This window comes from Neobittarella massiliensis (ex Bilen et al. 2018) (assembly GCF_900289145.1).
Taxonomy (GTDB): domain Bacteria; phylum Bacillota; class Clostridia; order Oscillospirales; family Ruminococcaceae; genus Neobittarella; species Neobittarella massiliensis.
In genome coordinates this window covers 441,299-456,182 of sequence record NZ_OKQO01000001.1, presented here as the reverse complement: position 1 = coordinate 456,182, position 14,884 = coordinate 441,299, and the positions used below count along the sequence as shown (strand labels likewise).

Below are 14,884 nucleotides of genomic sequence, written 5' to 3'. Positions count from 1 at the left end.
TCCTTTTTACACGTTTTCACCGTATAGGTTGCCCGGTCGGCATGGGTCTCATACCGGCCGGGCACCGAGAGGCCATTGTACCATGGGCGATAGGGGCCGTCAACAAGTTACTGGCGGCGGGTGCCGAAAGCGCCGTTTTGCACGCCGTGCAGGTAGCCAAGCGCCCCCTGCTGCTGGCAATTGTCGTAAGAAAAGCCCTGGGCGGCGGCCACGGCGGCGGCCGCCTGGGAAAACAGCTCAGCGGCGTTAAAGAGCGCCTGCCAGATGGCCTCTTCGTCCAGCGGCGGGTAGGTGCCCGCCAGCAGCTTTTGCCACGCCGACGGCAGGTTTGCGGGCAGGTACTTACAGCACTTGCCCATGCTGGCTTTAAAACCGGTGCGCTGGCCGACCCACCAGCAGAGCATGCGCAGCAGCATGGGGCGCACGCCGAGATTCAGCTGGTCGATGGCGTAGAGCAGCTCGCCCCGCCACAGGCCTTTGGCGACGTAGGTGCTGACCCACCAGAACTCGTTGCAGCAGCCGCAGTAGCCGGCGGCGGTAGGGGGCTTTACCCAGTAGTCGCGGTCGGTGGCGGGAGCAGGCGGCGGGAGGATGCCGTCTTTATCTAAAAGCGGCCGCACGATCTTGTCGGCGGTGTAGTGGCTCTTTACCAGGCTGGGCGCCAGCAGTGTGAGATCGATGCGCACCCCGTCGCGAAACTGCATCAAAAAGGCGTAGCGGCGATCGGGATCGTGCCCGTCGGGGAAGATGGCGGGGTCGTCGGGCTGCTGCATGACAGCGATCTGGCCGAGGTCGGCGATCCAGCTGGTGTCTCCCCGGTAGGCGGCGATCTTATCGGTGACGTAGACCACGTCGTAATCCATAAAATCGTCCTGCGGGGCGTTGGGATTGGCTCTGGAGCCGTTGAGATAGACGGCGCGGATATCGGCCCGGTCGCGGGCGAACTGTAAGATGGTGTGATACATCTGTTCGGGTGTGCGCATGGAGATCCCTCCTTTTTTGGTGGTGCCGTCAGCGGATGTTTTTGCAGGGCGCGCGCAGAGCGGCAGGGCCCGACGGCTGTGTATACGCCGCTTGCCGGCGCTGGCGTATGGCGGCTTTTACAGCGCGACCCTGCTCTGCCGCCCGGTTTAGGTTCGTGACACGCCCGGTGTTATGCCTCCGATATCTAGTCGAAGTAAAAGAGCTCCTCGAACTTTTTATTTAGGGCGATACAGAGGATCAGCGCCAATTTGGCGGTGGGGTTAAACTGCCCGGTCTCGATGGAACTGATGGTGTTGCGCGACACGCCCACCATGTCGGCCAGCTGCGACTGGCTGATACCGAGCGCCGTACGCGCCGCTCTCAGCCTGTTTTTTAAGACCAGTTCGCTCTTCATGCGGCTACCTCAAAAAGGAGAGGACAAAGCTGAGCAGCGATGCCAGCGACGCGATGGCGCCGCAGACCGCGGTGATGAGATAGGCTTTATTCTGGGTGAATTTGTATTTGGGGTAGGCCTCGGCCGCCGTGAACGCCCAGAACATGGCAAACGGGGCGTAGTTGTCTTTTCCGTGAAACAGATTAAAAAGAACGATCAGGATAAATACCACCGCAAAGGCGAGAAAACCTATTTTGCGGCCTGTGTCCTCGGCGTGCTTAAAACCCTCGTCGGCATTTTCCTGGCGGCTCTTTTGCAAGATCTCTTCTCTGTCCATCGATAGGTCCTCCTATTATACCAAGTTTTCTTGTCAAAACCATTGTAGCTGTGCCAAGTTTACTTGTCAAGAATTTCTGCCAAGCTTTCTCTGCAAAAAAATAGGGATAAGATCTCTCTTATCCCTATCGCTATACGGTGTGGTGGCTGACATGGGCCGGGCCCAGCCGAACAGAGACTTTGCGTGCCGGCGCCGAGCGGGCACAGGCACATCAGGCTTTACCCGTATCCCGCTGCTGTTTTTCACTGGGCGGCTGCAGGCCGGCCTGCTCGACTTGCAGCAGCCGACCGGGCAGCACCCGTACCAGCAGCACCGCGCAGAGCACCAGCGTGGCCAGTTCGGACACCGGCTTAGCCAGCCACACGCCGTCGAGACCCAGGGCAAACGGCAGAGTGAACAGGCTGGCCAGCATGAAGATGACCCCTTTACAGACCGACAGCAGGTTGGCGCTGCCCGAGCACTCCATAGCCTGCAGCAGGGCGATGGTGGCCAGGTTGACCGCCATGGTGATGAAGGCAAAGCTGTAGAGCCGCAGCCCGTGGGTGCCGATGGCGATGAGCCCGGTCTCGCCGGCTTTGGCAAAGGCGCCGATGACCTGGCTGGGGATGAGCTCGAACACACCGAACAGCAGCAGGCCAAAAGCACCGGCAAAGAGGTAGGTGATCTTGATGGCCTTTTTGACCCGGGCGGTGTTGCCGGCACCGCAGTTGACCCCCACCATGGGCTGGGCCGACTGGCCGATGGAGTTGGCCAGCGAGAAGGAGATAAAATCGATGTTGGAGATGACCGAGTAGGCGGCCACCGCCAGCGCCCCGCCGCCGGGTATCTTTAGCAGGATAGAATTGTAGCAGAAGATGGAGAAAGAGGACGCCACCTCGGACACGCAGGAGCCGAAGCCGTTTTTACACACCCGGGGCAGCCAGCGGAACATGCTGCGGGAGGGCCGCAGGTGGATCTTGTTCTTTTTGCGCCAGAAATGACTGCAGTTTACCAGCAGCCCCACCCCCGGCGCCAGGCCGGTGGCCAGCGAGGCGCCGAACACGCCCCAGTGCACCACCATGACCAGGATATAGTCGAACAGGATATTAAAGCCGTTGGAGGCGATGGTGGCATACATGACGGTGCGGGGATCGCCGTCGACCCGGATGAAAAAGCCGATGATCTGGTTGGCAATATACAGCATCTGGGTGGCGGTGAGCGGGATGAGGTACTGCTTGACGCCGTCGAACAGTTCCTCGGACGCGCCGAGAAAGTGGGTGATGGGATCTAAAAACAGCAGGCCGAACACGGTGATGAGGCCGCCGATGATGAGGCCCACCGTCATGCAGACCGAGAATATCTCGGTCTGGGCGCGGGTGTTTTTGCGGCCCATCTCGATGCCGAGGATGGTGCAGCCGCCGATGCCCAGCAGCAGCGACACGGCACCGCCCACGATGACGAACGGCAGCGCCAGACTGAGCACCGCCAGCCCGTCGCTGCCCACCCCTTTGCCGACAAACAGCATATCGACAAAGGCAAAGGTCGAGACCGACAGAGTCCCCAGCATGGTGGGTATCAGGTAGCTGACAAACTGTTTGAGGATAGGGCCCCTGGTCAAGTCTTTCTGTTTCAAAAAAGCACCTCCAGATCCTTATAGCGGCGCGACGCCGCCAATCTTTATACAACTGTAACGCATTGTACCATATTGTACGAACCAGTGCAACCGGAGCGGCCGATCCCGTGTATTTTGCCGGGAAGTGCCGGCCGCGGCGGCTTGGAACAGCTGCAGACAAAACGAGAGCGAGCCGCCGTCCGGATGGGGCGGCGGCTCGCTTGGCAGTTTCTTTCTATCAAAAAGACAGACGACAACGCTATTTTTGCACCGGTTTTTTCTGGGCCAGGCGGTCCATAAAGCGGCTGGCGGTGATGACGGCGCGGGTGTGGCTTCCCTCGCCGATGGGGCCGAATTCATCCTGCGCGCGCAGGGCGAAGGTGGCCTTTTTGCCGTCGAATGAGAGCAGCTCGGCGGTGGCGGTAACGGTGGCGCCAACCGGGCTGGCGGCATTGTGCCAGACCTCTATCTGGGTGCCTACCGAGGTGTCGCCGTCGGGCAGCTGCTGCTGGAGCAGCTCGGCGGCGGCTTTTTCCATCAGGGCGCTCATGGCCGGGGTGGCAAATACCTCCAGGCTGCCGCTGCCCATAGACAGGGCCGTTTTGGCGGCGGTGACGGTACAGCTGACTGTGTGGGTGGTGTTTGACATGCTAATCCTCCTGTGCTGGGGTGTGCTCTTGCTCCTGCTCGTGCACCTTGTGATACGAGAATTTGTCGGTGTATTCCAGTACGATCATATCACCCCTGTCAAGCTCGCCGGCCAGCAGCGCCTCGGAGAGCATATCTTCGATATGGGCGATGATGGCCCGGCGCAGTGGGCGGGCGCCGTACACCGGGTCAAAGCCCACCGAGGCCAGCTGGGCGGTGACTTCCGGCTGCCAGGACATGGTGATCTCCATGGTCTGCAGACGGGCGGCCAGGTCGCGCAGCATGCCGTCGGCTATTTTTTCGATATCCTGCCGGGAGAGCTTGTTAAAGACGACGATGTCGTCGACGCGGTTTAAAAATTCAGGGCGGAAAGCCTGTTTGAGCTCCTCCATCACCCGCTCTTTGACGCCGCTCTCGAGCCCATCGACATCGCCGGCGTCGGGGGCAAAGCCCAGGCTCTTTTTGTGCTGGGTGATCTGCCGGGCACCCACGTTGGAGGTCATGATGATGACGCAGTTTTTAAAGTCGACCCGACGGCCCTGGGAGTCGGTCAGCTGGCCGTCCTCCATGATCTGCAGCAGCATGTTGAACACGTCGGGGTGGGCCTTTTCGATCTCGTCGAACAGCACTACGCTGTAGGGGTTGCGGCGGATCTTTTCGGTGAGCTGTCCCCCCTCCTCAAAGCCGACATAGCCCGGAGGCGAGCCGATGAGCTTGGAGACGGTGTGCTTTTCCATGTACTCGGACATGTCGAGACGGATCATGGCGTTCTCGTCGCCGAACAGCGCCTGGGCCACCGCTTTGGTGAGCTCGGTCTTGCCTACGCCGGTGGGCCCTAAGAAGATGAACGATCCGATGGGGCGGCGGGGGTCTTTTAGGCCGGCGCGGCCGCGGCGGATGGCCTTGGAGATGACCGCCACTGCCTCGTCTTGGCCCACTACCCGCTCTTTTAAGATGCGCTCCATGTCCAGAAGGCGCTGGCTCTCGGCCTTAGTCAGCTGGCTGACGGGGACCTTGGTCCACAGCGAAACCACCTGGGCGATATCTTCGGCTCCGATCTGGTCGGCTTTTTGGGTGTTCTGGCTCTTCCACTGGTTTTTTTCCTGATCCAGTTTCTCCCGCAGTTCCCGCTCACGGTCGCGGATGGTGGCCGCACGCTCGAAATCCTGGGCGTTGACGGCGGCCTCTTTCTCGGCGGCCAGAGCGCCCAACTGCTCCTCGAGATCGTGCAGGTCTTTGGGGGCGGTGTAGGTGTGCAGCCGCACCTTGGAACAGGCCTCGTCGACCAGGTCGATGGCCTTATCGGGGAGAAAGCGGTCGGTGATGTAGCGGGCGGACAGGTCGACGGCGGCGCGGATGGCCTCGTCGGTGATCTTTATTTTATGGTGGGCCTCGTACTTGTCGCGCAGACCCTTTAAGATCTCGATCGAGTCCTCTTTGCTGGGCTCATCCACCATGACCGGCTGAAAGCGGCGCTCGAGAGCGGCGTCTTTTTCGATGTATTTGCGGTACTCGTTTAAGGTGGTGGCGCCGATGACCTGTATCTCGCCGCGGGCCAGCGACGGCTTTAAGATGTTGGCGGCATCGACCGCCCCCTCGGCGGCGCCGGCACCCATGATGGTGTGCAGCTCGTCGATAAAGAGGATGGTGTTTTTAGAGGCGGTGAGCTCGGTGATGGCGTTTTTGAGCCGCTCCTCGAAGTCGCCCCGGTACTTGGTGCCGGCCAGCATACCGGTGAGATCTAAGGTGATGAGCTTTTTGCCCTTGAGCGTTTCGGGCACCTCGCCGGCGGTGATCTTTTGGGCCAGACCCTCGACCACCGCCGTTTTGCCCACCCCGGGCTCGCCGATGAGCACCGGGTTGTTTTTGGTGCGGCGGGAGAGGATCTGGCAGACCCGCTCGATCTCCTGACTGCGGCCGATGACCGGGTCTAAGAGCCCCTCCTTGGCCTGGCGGGTGAGATCTTTGCCGTATTTGTCGAGTGTGGCGGTGCCGCCTTTGCCGCTGGCGGCGCCGGACTGCTCGCCGGCAGCCGGGGCAGTGTCGGAGGAGACGGCCTCGACACAGTCGTCGTACACCCGCTCGGTGTCGACGCCAAACTGCTCCAGCAGCCTGACGGCCACCGAGTCGCGCTCGGACAGAAGTGCCAGCAGGATGTGCTCGGTGCCCACATAGTTGTGGCCCAGCTTGCGCGCCTGCAGGATGGACAGCTCCAGGATGCGCTTGACGCGGGGGGTAAAGTCGGCCGGGCCCACGCTGCTGTGGATGCCGCGGCCCACGGTCTCGACGATCTTCTGCTCCAGGTCGGAGTAGGTGATATCGGACTGGGAGAGCACCTGCCCGGCCACGCCGGAACCCTCTTTGAGCAGGCCGGCGAGGATGTGCTCGCTGCCGATATAGGTGTGGCCCAGGACCTGGGCGATCTCGATGGCCATGTTGAGGGCCTGATTCGCTTTTTCGGTAAATCCTCTGAATGCGTACATGATTTCCGCCTCCTGTTCTATATGCCGCCGCCAAGGCGGGCGGCTGAGTGGGGTCTGTGATCAGGCCCGGCCGCCGGGTGCGGCGGGGCGGGCGGCAGACCCGCTGATGATCTGGCGCACCAGGTCGGCGCGCAGTTTATCTTGCTGGCGGTAGGTGGTGGCCTGGGGCGCCGTTTGCAGGATGGCCCCGGTGCCGGTGGCCGCCTCGATGTGGGATAGCGTTTCGAGGGTGAGCTCGGGACAAAGGCCCAAGCTGCAGCCCAGGCGCAGTACCCCGCAGTGCTCCATCACCTCCTGGTGGGTGAGCAGGCGGGCGTACTGCAGCACGCCCAGACTGCGGTATACCCGGTCGCAGAAGGCCAGCTGGTCTTTGCAGTAGAGCTGGCGCTCGGCCCGCTCTCTCTCGGCGATCTGCTCTACCACCGCCTGCAGGTTCTCGAGTATCTGCCCCTCGGAGAGGCCCAAGCTGTGCTGGTTGGAGATCTGGTACATGCTGCGCTCGCCGCCGGTACCTTCGCCGTAGGCACCGCGGATGGTGAGCCCCAGCTTATGCGCCACCCCCACCAGCTCCTGCAGGTAGCCGGTGTGCTCCAGCGCCGGCAGGTGCATGAGCACCGAGGCCCGCATGCCGGTGCCCAGGTTGGTGGGGCAGTGGGTGAGGTAGCCCAGCTTTTCGTCGAAAGAGAATTCGAGCCGGGAATCGAAGTAGTCGTCGAGCAGGTTGGCCTGCTGCCAACACTTTTTTAAAGAGAGACCGGCGTTCATCACCTGGATGCGCAGGTGGTCTTCTTCGCAGAGCATGATGCTGACCTGCTCGTCGCCCGAGAGCAGCAGCCCGCCGCCTTTTTGGGCCAGCTGCACGCTCATGAGCCGGTGCTGGACCAGCTCCATGCGGCGCCAGTCGGCCAGGTCGGCCACATTGTAGAAGGTGAGTGACCGGCCCGGGCCAAAGGCGGCGCCGTCGGCTGCCTGCTGGGCCCGCTGGTAGAGCTGCACCGTCTGTTCTGCGCTCATGTGGCCGGGAAAAGGCAGGCCCTGCAGATTGCGGGCCAGCCGCACCCGGCTGGAGAGCACCACGTCGCCCTGTGGGCCGCTCTGGGCGTACCAGGGGCGGGAGGCAGCCGGATCGGCGGCGCCGGCCGGCAGTGTGCGATCGTTGTCAGTCATTGGCGGCCTCCAGTTTTTTGATCTCGTCGCGCACCTGGGCGGCCTCCTCAAAGGCCTGCTCCTCGATGAGGCCGGCGAGCTTTTGCCGCAGCTGAGTGAGCTGGCGGTCTTTGACCCGCACCGCCCGCACCCCGGCCAGGCGCACCGGGCGTTTGCCCTGATGGGTGGCGTTGCCGTGGATCTTTTGCAGCATAGCGCGGTTTTCGCGCTTGAAGAAGCGATAGCACTGGGCACAGCCCAGTTTGCCCTCTTTGGCGATGTCGCGGTAGGTACTGCCGCAGCCGGGGCAGCGGCGCTGGGTCTCCTCTTTATCAAACAGGGCCCCGGGCAGTGCGCCGGTGTAGAGGTACCCCTCTATTTTGGCCATACAGGCCGCACAGATATGCAGTGTTTGGGGCTGACCGCCTTTTAATTGTGTGTAGGTGATCTGAGCCGGATTTTTACCACAGAGTGCACAGAGCACGGCGCTTTCCTCCTCTGATGTCGTTATTGGGCGCAAAGCAGCATATTTTTAAAGATGGTGGCCCGCAGGCTGTCGCGCAGATCGGCTTTGGCCTGACGCAGCGATTTGTCGGACACAGCGGCAAAGATGAGCTGCGCTGCTTTGGCGGTGAGCACCTGCTGGTAGGTGAGATTTTCCAGCAAAATGCGGGCGGTGTTTTCATCGAGCGTGTCGCCGATGGTGTTGATGACGTGCATGAGCAGATTTTGGCCGGTGGTGGTGATGCGGGTGATCTTGATGTACCCGCCGCCACCGCGGCGGCTCTCGATGGCGTAGCCCTGCTCCGGCGTGAAGCGGGAGGTGAGCACGTAGTTGATCTGGCTGGGCACACAGCCGATCTGCTGGGCAAAATCGTTGCGCTGGATCTCGGCGGTGCCGTCGGTCTGCTCCATCAGCTGTAGGATGCGCTGGGTGATCAGGTCGCTGATTTTCAAGTCCATCACTCCTCTGACTTTTACTGACCTATGTATTATAGTATACCCAAAAGTCAGAAAAAGTCAAACTTTTTTCGCGTGTTTTTTGACCTTTTTGTCTTTAGCGGCCACGGCGGCTACGGGGGCAAGCGGCGCGATGCGGCACTGTTTTTTTGGGGGGCCAGGCGTGCCGGGCAGCTCTGTGGGCGGGGGGCTGCCTATCGTACACACCGCTCGCAGCTCACTGCTTATTGCTCATTGCTCGCCGGCTTACGGTGGGGGCATCCTGTTTCCTACAGTTTTGCCGCGGCGGGGCGCACAGCCTGTTTTTACCATATGAAAAGAGAGAGCCGGATACCCCTTTTTAGGGGCCTGCTCTCTCTTGATCTCATTTTGACAGTGGCCGAAAAAGCAGCCATGGCATGGGGCCTTGACGATACGGTGGCATTAGACGCCGGCGGTCTGCAGCGTCTCCTCCAGCGCCTTGGAGAGCTGGTCGGGGCAGGAGGTGCCGCGGATGCCGCACTGAGTGCCGCGCAGCAGCTCGATGACCTCTTCTACCTTGCGGCCCTCACACAGCTTGGCCACGCCGGTGGTGTTGCCCATGCAGCCGCCCACGAACTCGACTTTGCGGATGACGCCGTCCTCGACGTCGACGGTGATCTGGCGGGAACATACGCCGTGGGGTTTGTAAGTGTGTTTCATTGGGTACTTCCTTTCTCTTGTATCTTACCGCCTATAGTGGGTGCGGCGGTCATTTTTGGGGGTGGCTGTACAGCAGTTTTTGCAGCACTGCGTCGCCGGTGGTACCGGTGCCCAGCGGATGATCCTTTTGGGGATTGTGGCCGTGATAGTCGGTGCCGCCGGTGACGAGCAGGCCGTACTGATCGGCCAGCTGCCGCAGTGCGCGCTTGTCCTCCTCGGTGTTGCGGGGATGGTCGACCTCGACCCCGTCGATGAGACCCTGTGCGGCCAGCTGACCGACCAAATCCATACTGCGGTACACCGACGGGTGGGCGATGACCACCCAGCCGCCAGAGGCGCGGGCGACTTCGATCGCGCGGTAGATACTGGGGTAGGCGATGGGCTCGAAACAGCTGCCGCCAGGACCCAGCAGCTGCCCAAAGAGCGGGCCGCCGTAATAGGTATCGGTATGGCCCAGATCGACCAGCGGCCGCATGATATGGGTCTTGTACAGCCCTTCGCTGACAGCGGCGTAGTTTAAGATCTGCTCCATGTGCACCGGGTATTTTTGACAGATGCGGCGGGCCATTTTGACACCGGCGGCAAAGCGGGCGTCGGCAGTCTCGGCGCACAGGGCGCGGATGCCGTCGACCCGCTGGGGATTGTAGCACAGCAGGTGTACACTGCGGCCGTTGGCCGGGTCCATGGCCGACATCTCGATGCCTTTCAGGATACGCAGGCCGGTGCCTTCGGCCAGGATCTGCGCGCAGTCGTTGCCGCGAAAGGTCTCGTGGTCGGTGATGGCCAGCACATCCAGCCCCGCCTGTTTGGCCAGGCCGATGAGCTGGCTGATGGTGGCGGCGCCGTCGGAATAGTGGCTGTGGCAGTGCAGGTCTCCAGTCGTAGTAAACACCTCCTGACAGTTTCTAATAATGCATTATACCACGGCCCTGTTTTAAAATCCAGACCAAAAAGGCCCTGCATGACCAGCTTGTGCCAGTGCTGCAAACCGGGCTGTACAAACCGGGGCCGGGCCTTTATAATAAGGGTAGAGACCGGCCCCCGGGGCCAGTTGGGGAGGCGCTTATTTGTACACCATAGACTACAGCCAATACGCCGAGACGGTGGTGCTGCCGGCCGAGGCGGCGCGCCAGATGATGGCCTGCCACGACGAGGCGGTCATCCGCATATTTTTACATATCCTGCTGCAAAAACCCGGCTCGATCCACCCGGCCAGCCTGGCTGAAGCGCTGGACCTGCCCATTTTAAAGGTGGATAAGGCGCTGCGCTTTTGGTGCGAAAAGGGGCTGCTCAAAAAAGAGGAGCCGCTGCCGGCACAGCCGGAAAAGCAGGCGGTGGTGGCCACCCCGCAAAAGCTGTCGCGCCAGGAGGTAAACGAGATCGCCGCCACCTCGGAGGAGATACAGTTTTTGCTGGCCGAATGCCAAAATGCCTTTGGGCGCCCCATCTCCCCCACCGAGGTGAGCACGCTGGTGAGCCTGAACCGGCTGTTTTGCCTGCCGGTGCCGGTGATCTTAATGCTGGTGCGGTACTGTGTGTGCATCGGCAAACCGGGCATGGCCTACATTCAAAAGACCGGCGTGGGCTGGCTGAACGCCGGTATCGACACGGTGGAAAAGGCCGACCTGCACATTCAAAAGCTGCTGCGCACCCGGGAACTGGAGGGGGAGATCAAGCAGCTGTTTGGCATTTACGACCGCGCGCTCACCCGCAAGGAGCAGTCTCTCTGCTACACCTGGGTGGAGGAGTACGGCTTTACCAGCGATATCATCGCCGAGGCCTACGAGATCGGGGTGAATGCCAAAGGGACGGTGAATTTTCCCTATATCGGCGGGATATTGCGGGCCTGGTACCTAAAGGGCTACCGCACCTTGGAGGAAGTACGGGCCGGCGAGAAGGTGGAGAAGCGGCGTGAAAAAGAGCGCCAGCAATCTTCGTTTTCGGCCCGGGACTTGGATGCCGATATACGCCCGCTGCCCCCGGTGGCCGGCGCGGCGCGCAAGTAGCGTTAGTGCCGGCACCGGCCGGCCGATGGCGGCGCGGCACCGGCGCCGCCAAGAGACACAGAACCGACACCAACTAGGAGGTGGACCCGATTGCCCTACGACAAATCGGTCTTTGACCGCGCCCACCAGATACTATCGGCCCGGCGGCGGGCGGCGGTGGATATACAGGCTAAAAACAGACAGCAGGCCTTTGCCGCGATACCCCGTCTGCGCCAGATAGACGCCGAGCTGCGCACCATGGGCAGCCGCATCGCCAAGGCGGTGCTGACCCAGGGGGGCGACTCGCAGCAGCTGCTGGAGGGGCTGCGGCTGCGGGGGGTATCGCTCTCGGAGGAGCGGGCCCAGCTGCTGCGCCAGAACGGCCTGCCCGAGGATCACCTGCGGCCCCAGTACACCTGCCGGGACTGCCGGGATACCGGCTACCTGCCCAGCGGGCGGCGCTGCCACTGCCTGACCGAGCTGCTGCGGGAGGTGGAGGCCCAGCGCATCAACGCCATCTCGTCGATGAAGCTCTCTACCTTTGACAGCTTTTCGCTGGACTACTACCCGCCCGGACCGCAGCGGCAGCAGATGGAGGGGGTGCTCTACTACTGCAGGGACTACGCCGAGACGTTCTCCCGCTCCTCGCACAATCTGCTGCTGATGGGGCCCACCGGTCTGGGCAAGACCCACCTGTCGCTGGCCATCGCCGATGCGGTGGTGGCCCAGGGATATGCGGTGCTGTACGGCAGTTTTGCCAACTTTGCCGGCACCATTGAGCGGGAGAAATTTGGCCAGGCGGCGACGGTCGGCGGCGACACCCTGTCTACCCTGCTGGACTGTGATCTGCTGATCCTGGATGATGTGGGCAGCGAGTTCGTGACCCCGTTTGTGACCGCGCTGCTGTATAACATCGTAAATACCAGGCTGAACACCGGCCGCCCCACCATCATCAGTACCAACCTGACCTTTTCCCAGCTGGGTGAGACCTACAGCGACCGCATCACCTCCCGCCTGGGCGGGGCGTATATCGATCTGCGCTTTACCGGTACCGACGTGCGGCTGGCTAAGGGAAGGCAGCGGTGAGCAGTTTTTCCGGTACCGGCGCGGGGGCTGCCGGCCCATTATAAAAAACACAGCCCGGCAGGATATGCCGGGCTGTGTTTTGCGCTGCTGCTGTGTGTTTGGACACTAATCCCGCTGAATGCCTTCTTGCTGCTCGTAGCGCTTGACCAGCCGGTGAAAAGACGCCCGACTGATGCCCATGGTGGCGATCGCCTCGCCCACGGTGAGCGCACCGCTGCGGTAGAGACGATACACCTTCTCGAAATTTTTGGGCACCGGCTTTTGCGGGCGGCCGAACTTGACCCCGCGCTCTTTGGCGGCGGCGATCCCCTCGGCCTGCAGCTTGGCCTTTTGCTGTTTTTGGTCGGCCTGCTCCTGCTGTAACAGCTGCAAGATGGCCTCGGCCTTCTGCTGGTCCTGCACGATATCGAAAATCTTTTGGTACAGCTTATCGCTCATCCCGATTCCTCCTCACAAGTCGCCCCTTTGCCAATGCGCTTGGCTGTATTGTGGGCCCGGCAGAGCACTGGGGTGCACGCCGGGACACATCTATACTTTTTTGTATATTTGTGTCGAATATTGTCGAATTTTTGTACAGAAATAAGCATAACCAATTTATCGCCGCTTGTCTATACCCGATTACCACAATCTTAGGTGGTAATTTTTTACTGCTTTTTACAGATGGGGGCACCGGGCTCTTTTTTTTCGCGCGCCCAGCGCAAAAAAGTGTCTTGTGCCACCCCGACCTGCCGCGCCGCCTCCCGCGAGGAGATCTGGTGGGTGAGCCACAGGTCGCGCACGCTGAAAAAATGCGGCGGCACCGGTTTGGGCGGCCGACCAAGCCGCACGCCCCGGGCCCGGGCGGCGGCGATGCCCTCCGCCTGCCGCTGACGGATGTTCTCGCGCTCGGTCTGGGCCACGTAGGAGAGCAGCTGCAGCACGATATCGGCGATGAGCGTGCCGGTCAAGTCGCGGCCGCCGCGGGTGTCGAGCAGCGGCATATCCAGCACCACGATCTCGGCCCGTTTTTCTTTGGTGATGATGCGCCACTGATCGAGGATCTCGTCGTAATTGCGGCCCAGCCGGTCGATGGATTTGACCACCAGCAGATCGCCCTGATGCAGGGCCCGCATCATGCGGCGGTAGGCGGGGCGGTTGAAATCTTTGCCGCTGAGCTTATCCATATAGATGCGCTGGATGGGCTGTTCGAACTCCCGCAGGGCAATGAGCTGACGGTCCTCGTTTTGCTCTCTGGTGGATACGCGCACATAGCCAAAAATCCTGTTTTCCATCATATTCCTCCAACTACAGTATTTTACAGGCCAACGGCCCATAAAGAAAAATTGTAGAGGAAAATGAACATACGGTTGTGTACAAATGTAAAAAAATGTAGAAAACAGGCACAGGTAAATGTTGGTAACCTGTGCCTGCCGCATATACAGCTGTATTTAAAATTTTTACTGGGCGCCGATCTCGCCGCGGCTGAGAGCCCCCAGATAGGCGTTGACGAAACCGTCGAGATCGCCGTCCATCACCGCATTGACGTTGCCGCTCTCGTACCCGGTGCGGTGGTCTTTGACCAGCGTATAGGGCATAAATACGTAGGAGCGGATCTGCGAGCCCCAGGCGATCTCGCGCTGGTCCCCCTTGATGTCCTCGATGCGGTCGTAGTGCTCCTGCTCTTTGATCTTGACCAGCTTGCTGACGAGCATCTTCATGGCCACCTCGCGGTTCTGGTGCTGGCTGCGCTCGTTTTGGCAGGCCACCACGATGCCGGTGGGCAGATGGGTGAGACGCACCGCCGAGGAGGTTTTGTTGACGTGCTGGCCGCCGGCACCGCTGGCCCGATACACGTCCATCTTCACGTCTTCGGGCCGGATCTCGACCTGGGTGTCCTCGTCGATCTCGGGCACCACCTCCAGCGAGGCAAAAGAGGTGTGCCGGCGGCCGGAGGAGTCGAACGGCGAGATGCGCACCAGGCGGTGCACCCCGTTTTCACCTTTCAAGTAGCCGTAGGCATTTTCGCCCTCGATGAGCACCGAGGCGCTCTTGAGGCCGGCCTCTTCGCCGTCGAGATAGTCGAGCACCTTGACCGAAAAGCCGTGGCGCTGGGCGTATCGGGTGTACATGCGGTAGAGCATCTGCGCCCAATCTTGCGCCTCGGTCCCGCCGGCACCGGCGTGGAAGGTGAGGATGGCGTTGCTGCCATCGTACTCGCCCGAGAGCAGCGTGGAGAGCCGCTGATTTTGCAGCGCCTGCTCGATGTCGTCGATGGCGCCGGCGATCTCCTCGGCCAGGCTCTCGTCGCTCTCTTCGGCGGCCAGATCGATGAGCGTGAGCGTGTCCTCGTAGTCGGTCTGCAATTTTTGATAGTCCTGGATGGTGTTTTGCAGCTGCCGCAGCTCTTTGAGGATCTTCTGAGAGCTCTGCATGTCGTCCCAGAAGCCCGGCTCGCCGGATTTGAGTTCTAAAAAGCCCGCCCGCTCCTTTTTCTCCTCCAGCGCCAGCGCCTGGCCCAGATCCTCTATCTCGCTGCGCAGCGCCTCGGCCCGCTGCTTTTGCTCTTCTATTAAAATCATGGGGTATGCTCCTTATCGCGGTGGTGTTTTGTGCCGGTACACGGATGAAAAT

16 protein-coding genes are annotated in these 14,884 nt (G+C 61.2%); 2 read left to right on the top strand and 14 right to left on the bottom strand.

The window, feature by feature from the left end:
* Positions 1-107: 107 nt before the first annotated feature.
* From C6Y32_RS02190 to C6Y32_RS02140, 11 genes are all read right to left on the bottom strand, one after another.
* Positions 108-983, bottom strand: a complete 876-nt coding sequence (locus C6Y32_RS02190; protein ID WP_105203522.1) for an aminoglycoside 6-adenylyltransferase — start codon at positions 981-983, stop codon at positions 108-110.
* Between the two features lie 185 nt (positions 984-1,168).
* A complete protein-coding gene (locus tag C6Y32_RS02185) occupies positions 1,169-1,378 on the bottom strand; it encodes a helix-turn-helix transcriptional regulator (RefSeq protein WP_105203521.1) in 210 nt (69 codons plus the stop codon).
* Between the two features lie 4 nt (positions 1,379-1,382).
* Positions 1,383-1,694 carry a DUF6442 family protein gene (locus C6Y32_RS02180; RefSeq protein WP_105203520.1) on the bottom strand — a complete coding sequence of 104 codons (312 nt, stop codon included), beginning with the start codon at positions 1,692-1,694 and terminating at the stop codon, positions 1,383-1,385.
* 211 nt (positions 1,695-1,905) lie between these two features.
* Positions 1,906-3,306: an MATE family efflux transporter gene (locus tag C6Y32_RS02175; RefSeq protein WP_105203519.1), complete on the bottom strand. Its 1,401-nt coding sequence runs from the start codon at positions 3,304-3,306 to the stop codon at positions 1,906-1,908.
* Positions 3,307-3,544: 238 nt separating this feature from the next.
* Positions 3,545-3,934, bottom strand: coding sequence for a thioesterase family protein (locus C6Y32_RS02170; protein ID WP_105203518.1), 390 nt, complete (start codon positions 3,932-3,934; stop codon positions 3,545-3,547).
* A gap of 1 nt (position 3,935) precedes the next feature.
* A complete protein-coding gene (locus tag C6Y32_RS02165; RefSeq protein ID WP_105203517.1) occupies positions 3,936-6,416 on the bottom strand; it encodes an ATP-dependent Clp protease ATP-binding subunit in 2,481 nt (826 codons plus the stop codon).
* A 60-nt stretch (positions 6,417-6,476) separates the two neighbouring features.
* Positions 6,477-7,583 carry an ATP--guanido phosphotransferase gene (locus tag C6Y32_RS02160; protein WP_105203516.1) on the bottom strand — a complete coding sequence of 369 codons (1,107 nt, stop codon included), beginning with the start codon at positions 7,581-7,583 and terminating at the stop codon, positions 6,477-6,479.
* A complete protein-coding gene (locus C6Y32_RS02155) occupies positions 7,576-8,046 on the bottom strand; it encodes a UvrB/UvrC motif-containing protein (RefSeq protein WP_105203515.1) in 471 nt (156 codons plus the stop codon). The genes C6Y32_RS02160 and C6Y32_RS02155 overlap by 8 nt, the downstream gene beginning before the upstream one ends.
* Before the next feature lie 23 nt (positions 8,047-8,069).
* Positions 8,070-8,519, bottom strand: coding sequence for a CtsR family transcriptional regulator (locus C6Y32_RS02150; RefSeq protein ID WP_105203514.1), 450 nt, complete (start codon positions 8,517-8,519; stop codon positions 8,070-8,072).
* A gap of 426 nt (positions 8,520-8,945) precedes the next feature.
* Entirely contained in the window at positions 8,946-9,203 is a 258-nt protein-coding gene (locus C6Y32_RS02145) for a TIGR03905 family TSCPD domain-containing protein (RefSeq protein ID WP_105203513.1), read from the bottom strand.
* Positions 9,204-9,252: 49 nt separating this feature from the next.
* Positions 9,253-10,095 carry a PHP domain-containing protein gene (locus C6Y32_RS02140; RefSeq protein ID WP_164998091.1) on the bottom strand — a complete coding sequence of 281 codons (843 nt, stop codon included), beginning with the start codon at positions 10,093-10,095 and terminating at the stop codon, positions 9,253-9,255.
* Between the two features lie 175 nt (positions 10,096-10,270).
* Here C6Y32_RS02140 and C6Y32_RS02135 point away from each other — a divergent pair, with 175 nt between their 5' ends.
* A complete protein-coding gene (locus C6Y32_RS02135) occupies positions 10,271-11,209 on the top strand; it encodes a DnaD domain protein (protein WP_105203511.1) in 939 nt (312 codons plus the stop codon).
* 90 nt (positions 11,210-11,299) lie between these two features.
* A complete protein-coding gene (locus C6Y32_RS02130) occupies positions 11,300-12,274 on the top strand; it encodes an ATP-binding protein (RefSeq protein ID WP_105203510.1) in 975 nt (324 codons plus the stop codon).
* Between the two features lie 105 nt (positions 12,275-12,379).
* Here the strand turns inward: C6Y32_RS02130 and C6Y32_RS02125 are convergent, their stop codons facing one another.
* From C6Y32_RS02125 to prfB, 3 genes are all read right to left on the bottom strand, one after another.
* Positions 12,380-12,712, bottom strand: a complete 333-nt coding sequence (locus C6Y32_RS02125; RefSeq protein WP_105203509.1) for a MarR family transcriptional regulator — start codon at positions 12,710-12,712, stop codon at positions 12,380-12,382.
* 206 nt (positions 12,713-12,918) lie between these two features.
* Positions 12,919-13,545: a recombinase family protein gene (locus C6Y32_RS02120; RefSeq protein ID WP_105203508.1), complete on the bottom strand. Its 627-nt coding sequence runs from the start codon at positions 13,543-13,545 to the stop codon at positions 12,919-12,921.
* A gap of 165 nt (positions 13,546-13,710) precedes the next feature.
* A complete protein-coding gene (gene prfB, locus C6Y32_RS02115) occupies positions 13,711-14,832 on the bottom strand; it encodes a peptide chain release factor 2 (protein ID WP_105203507.1) in 1,122 nt (373 codons plus the stop codon).
* Positions 14,833-14,884 lie beyond the last annotated feature (52 nt).

Excerpts from the sequence above, each read along its gene's own strand:
- C6Y32_RS02145 (WP_105203513.1), bottom strand. The coding sequence starts at position 9,203 with ATGAAACACACTTACAAACCCCACGGCGTATGTTCCCGCCAGATCACC.
- C6Y32_RS02170 (WP_105203518.1), bottom strand. The coding sequence starts at position 3,934 with ATGTCAAACACCACCCACACAGTCAGCTGTACCGTCACCGCCGCCAAA.
- C6Y32_RS02125 (WP_105203509.1), bottom strand. The coding sequence starts at position 12,712 with ATGAGCGATAAGCTGTACCAAAAGATTTTCGATATCGTGCAGGACCAG.
- C6Y32_RS02120 (WP_105203508.1), bottom strand. The coding sequence starts at position 13,545 with ATGGAAAACAGGATTTTTGGCTATGTGCGCGTATCCACCAGAGAGCAA.
- C6Y32_RS02160 (WP_105203516.1), bottom strand. The coding sequence starts at position 7,583 with ATGACTGACAACGATCGCACACTGCCGGCCGGCGCCGCCGATCCGGCT.
- C6Y32_RS02165 (WP_105203517.1), bottom strand. The coding sequence starts at position 6,416 with ATGTACGCATTCAGAGGATTTACCGAAAAAGCGAATCAGGCCCTCAAC.
- C6Y32_RS02180 (WP_105203520.1), bottom strand. The coding sequence starts at position 1,694 with ATGGACAGAGAAGAGATCTTGCAAAAGAGCCGCCAGGAAAATGCCGAC.
- C6Y32_RS02190 (WP_105203522.1), bottom strand. The coding sequence starts at position 983 with ATGCGCACACCCGAACAGATGTATCACACCATCTTACAGTTCGCCCGC.
- prfB (WP_105203507.1), bottom strand. The coding sequence starts at position 14,832 with ATGATTTTAATAGAAGAGCAAAAGCAGCGGGCCGAGGCGCTGCGCAGC.
- C6Y32_RS02185 (WP_105203521.1), bottom strand. The coding sequence starts at position 1,378 with ATGAAGAGCGAACTGGTCTTAAAAAACAGGCTGAGAGCGGCGCGTACG.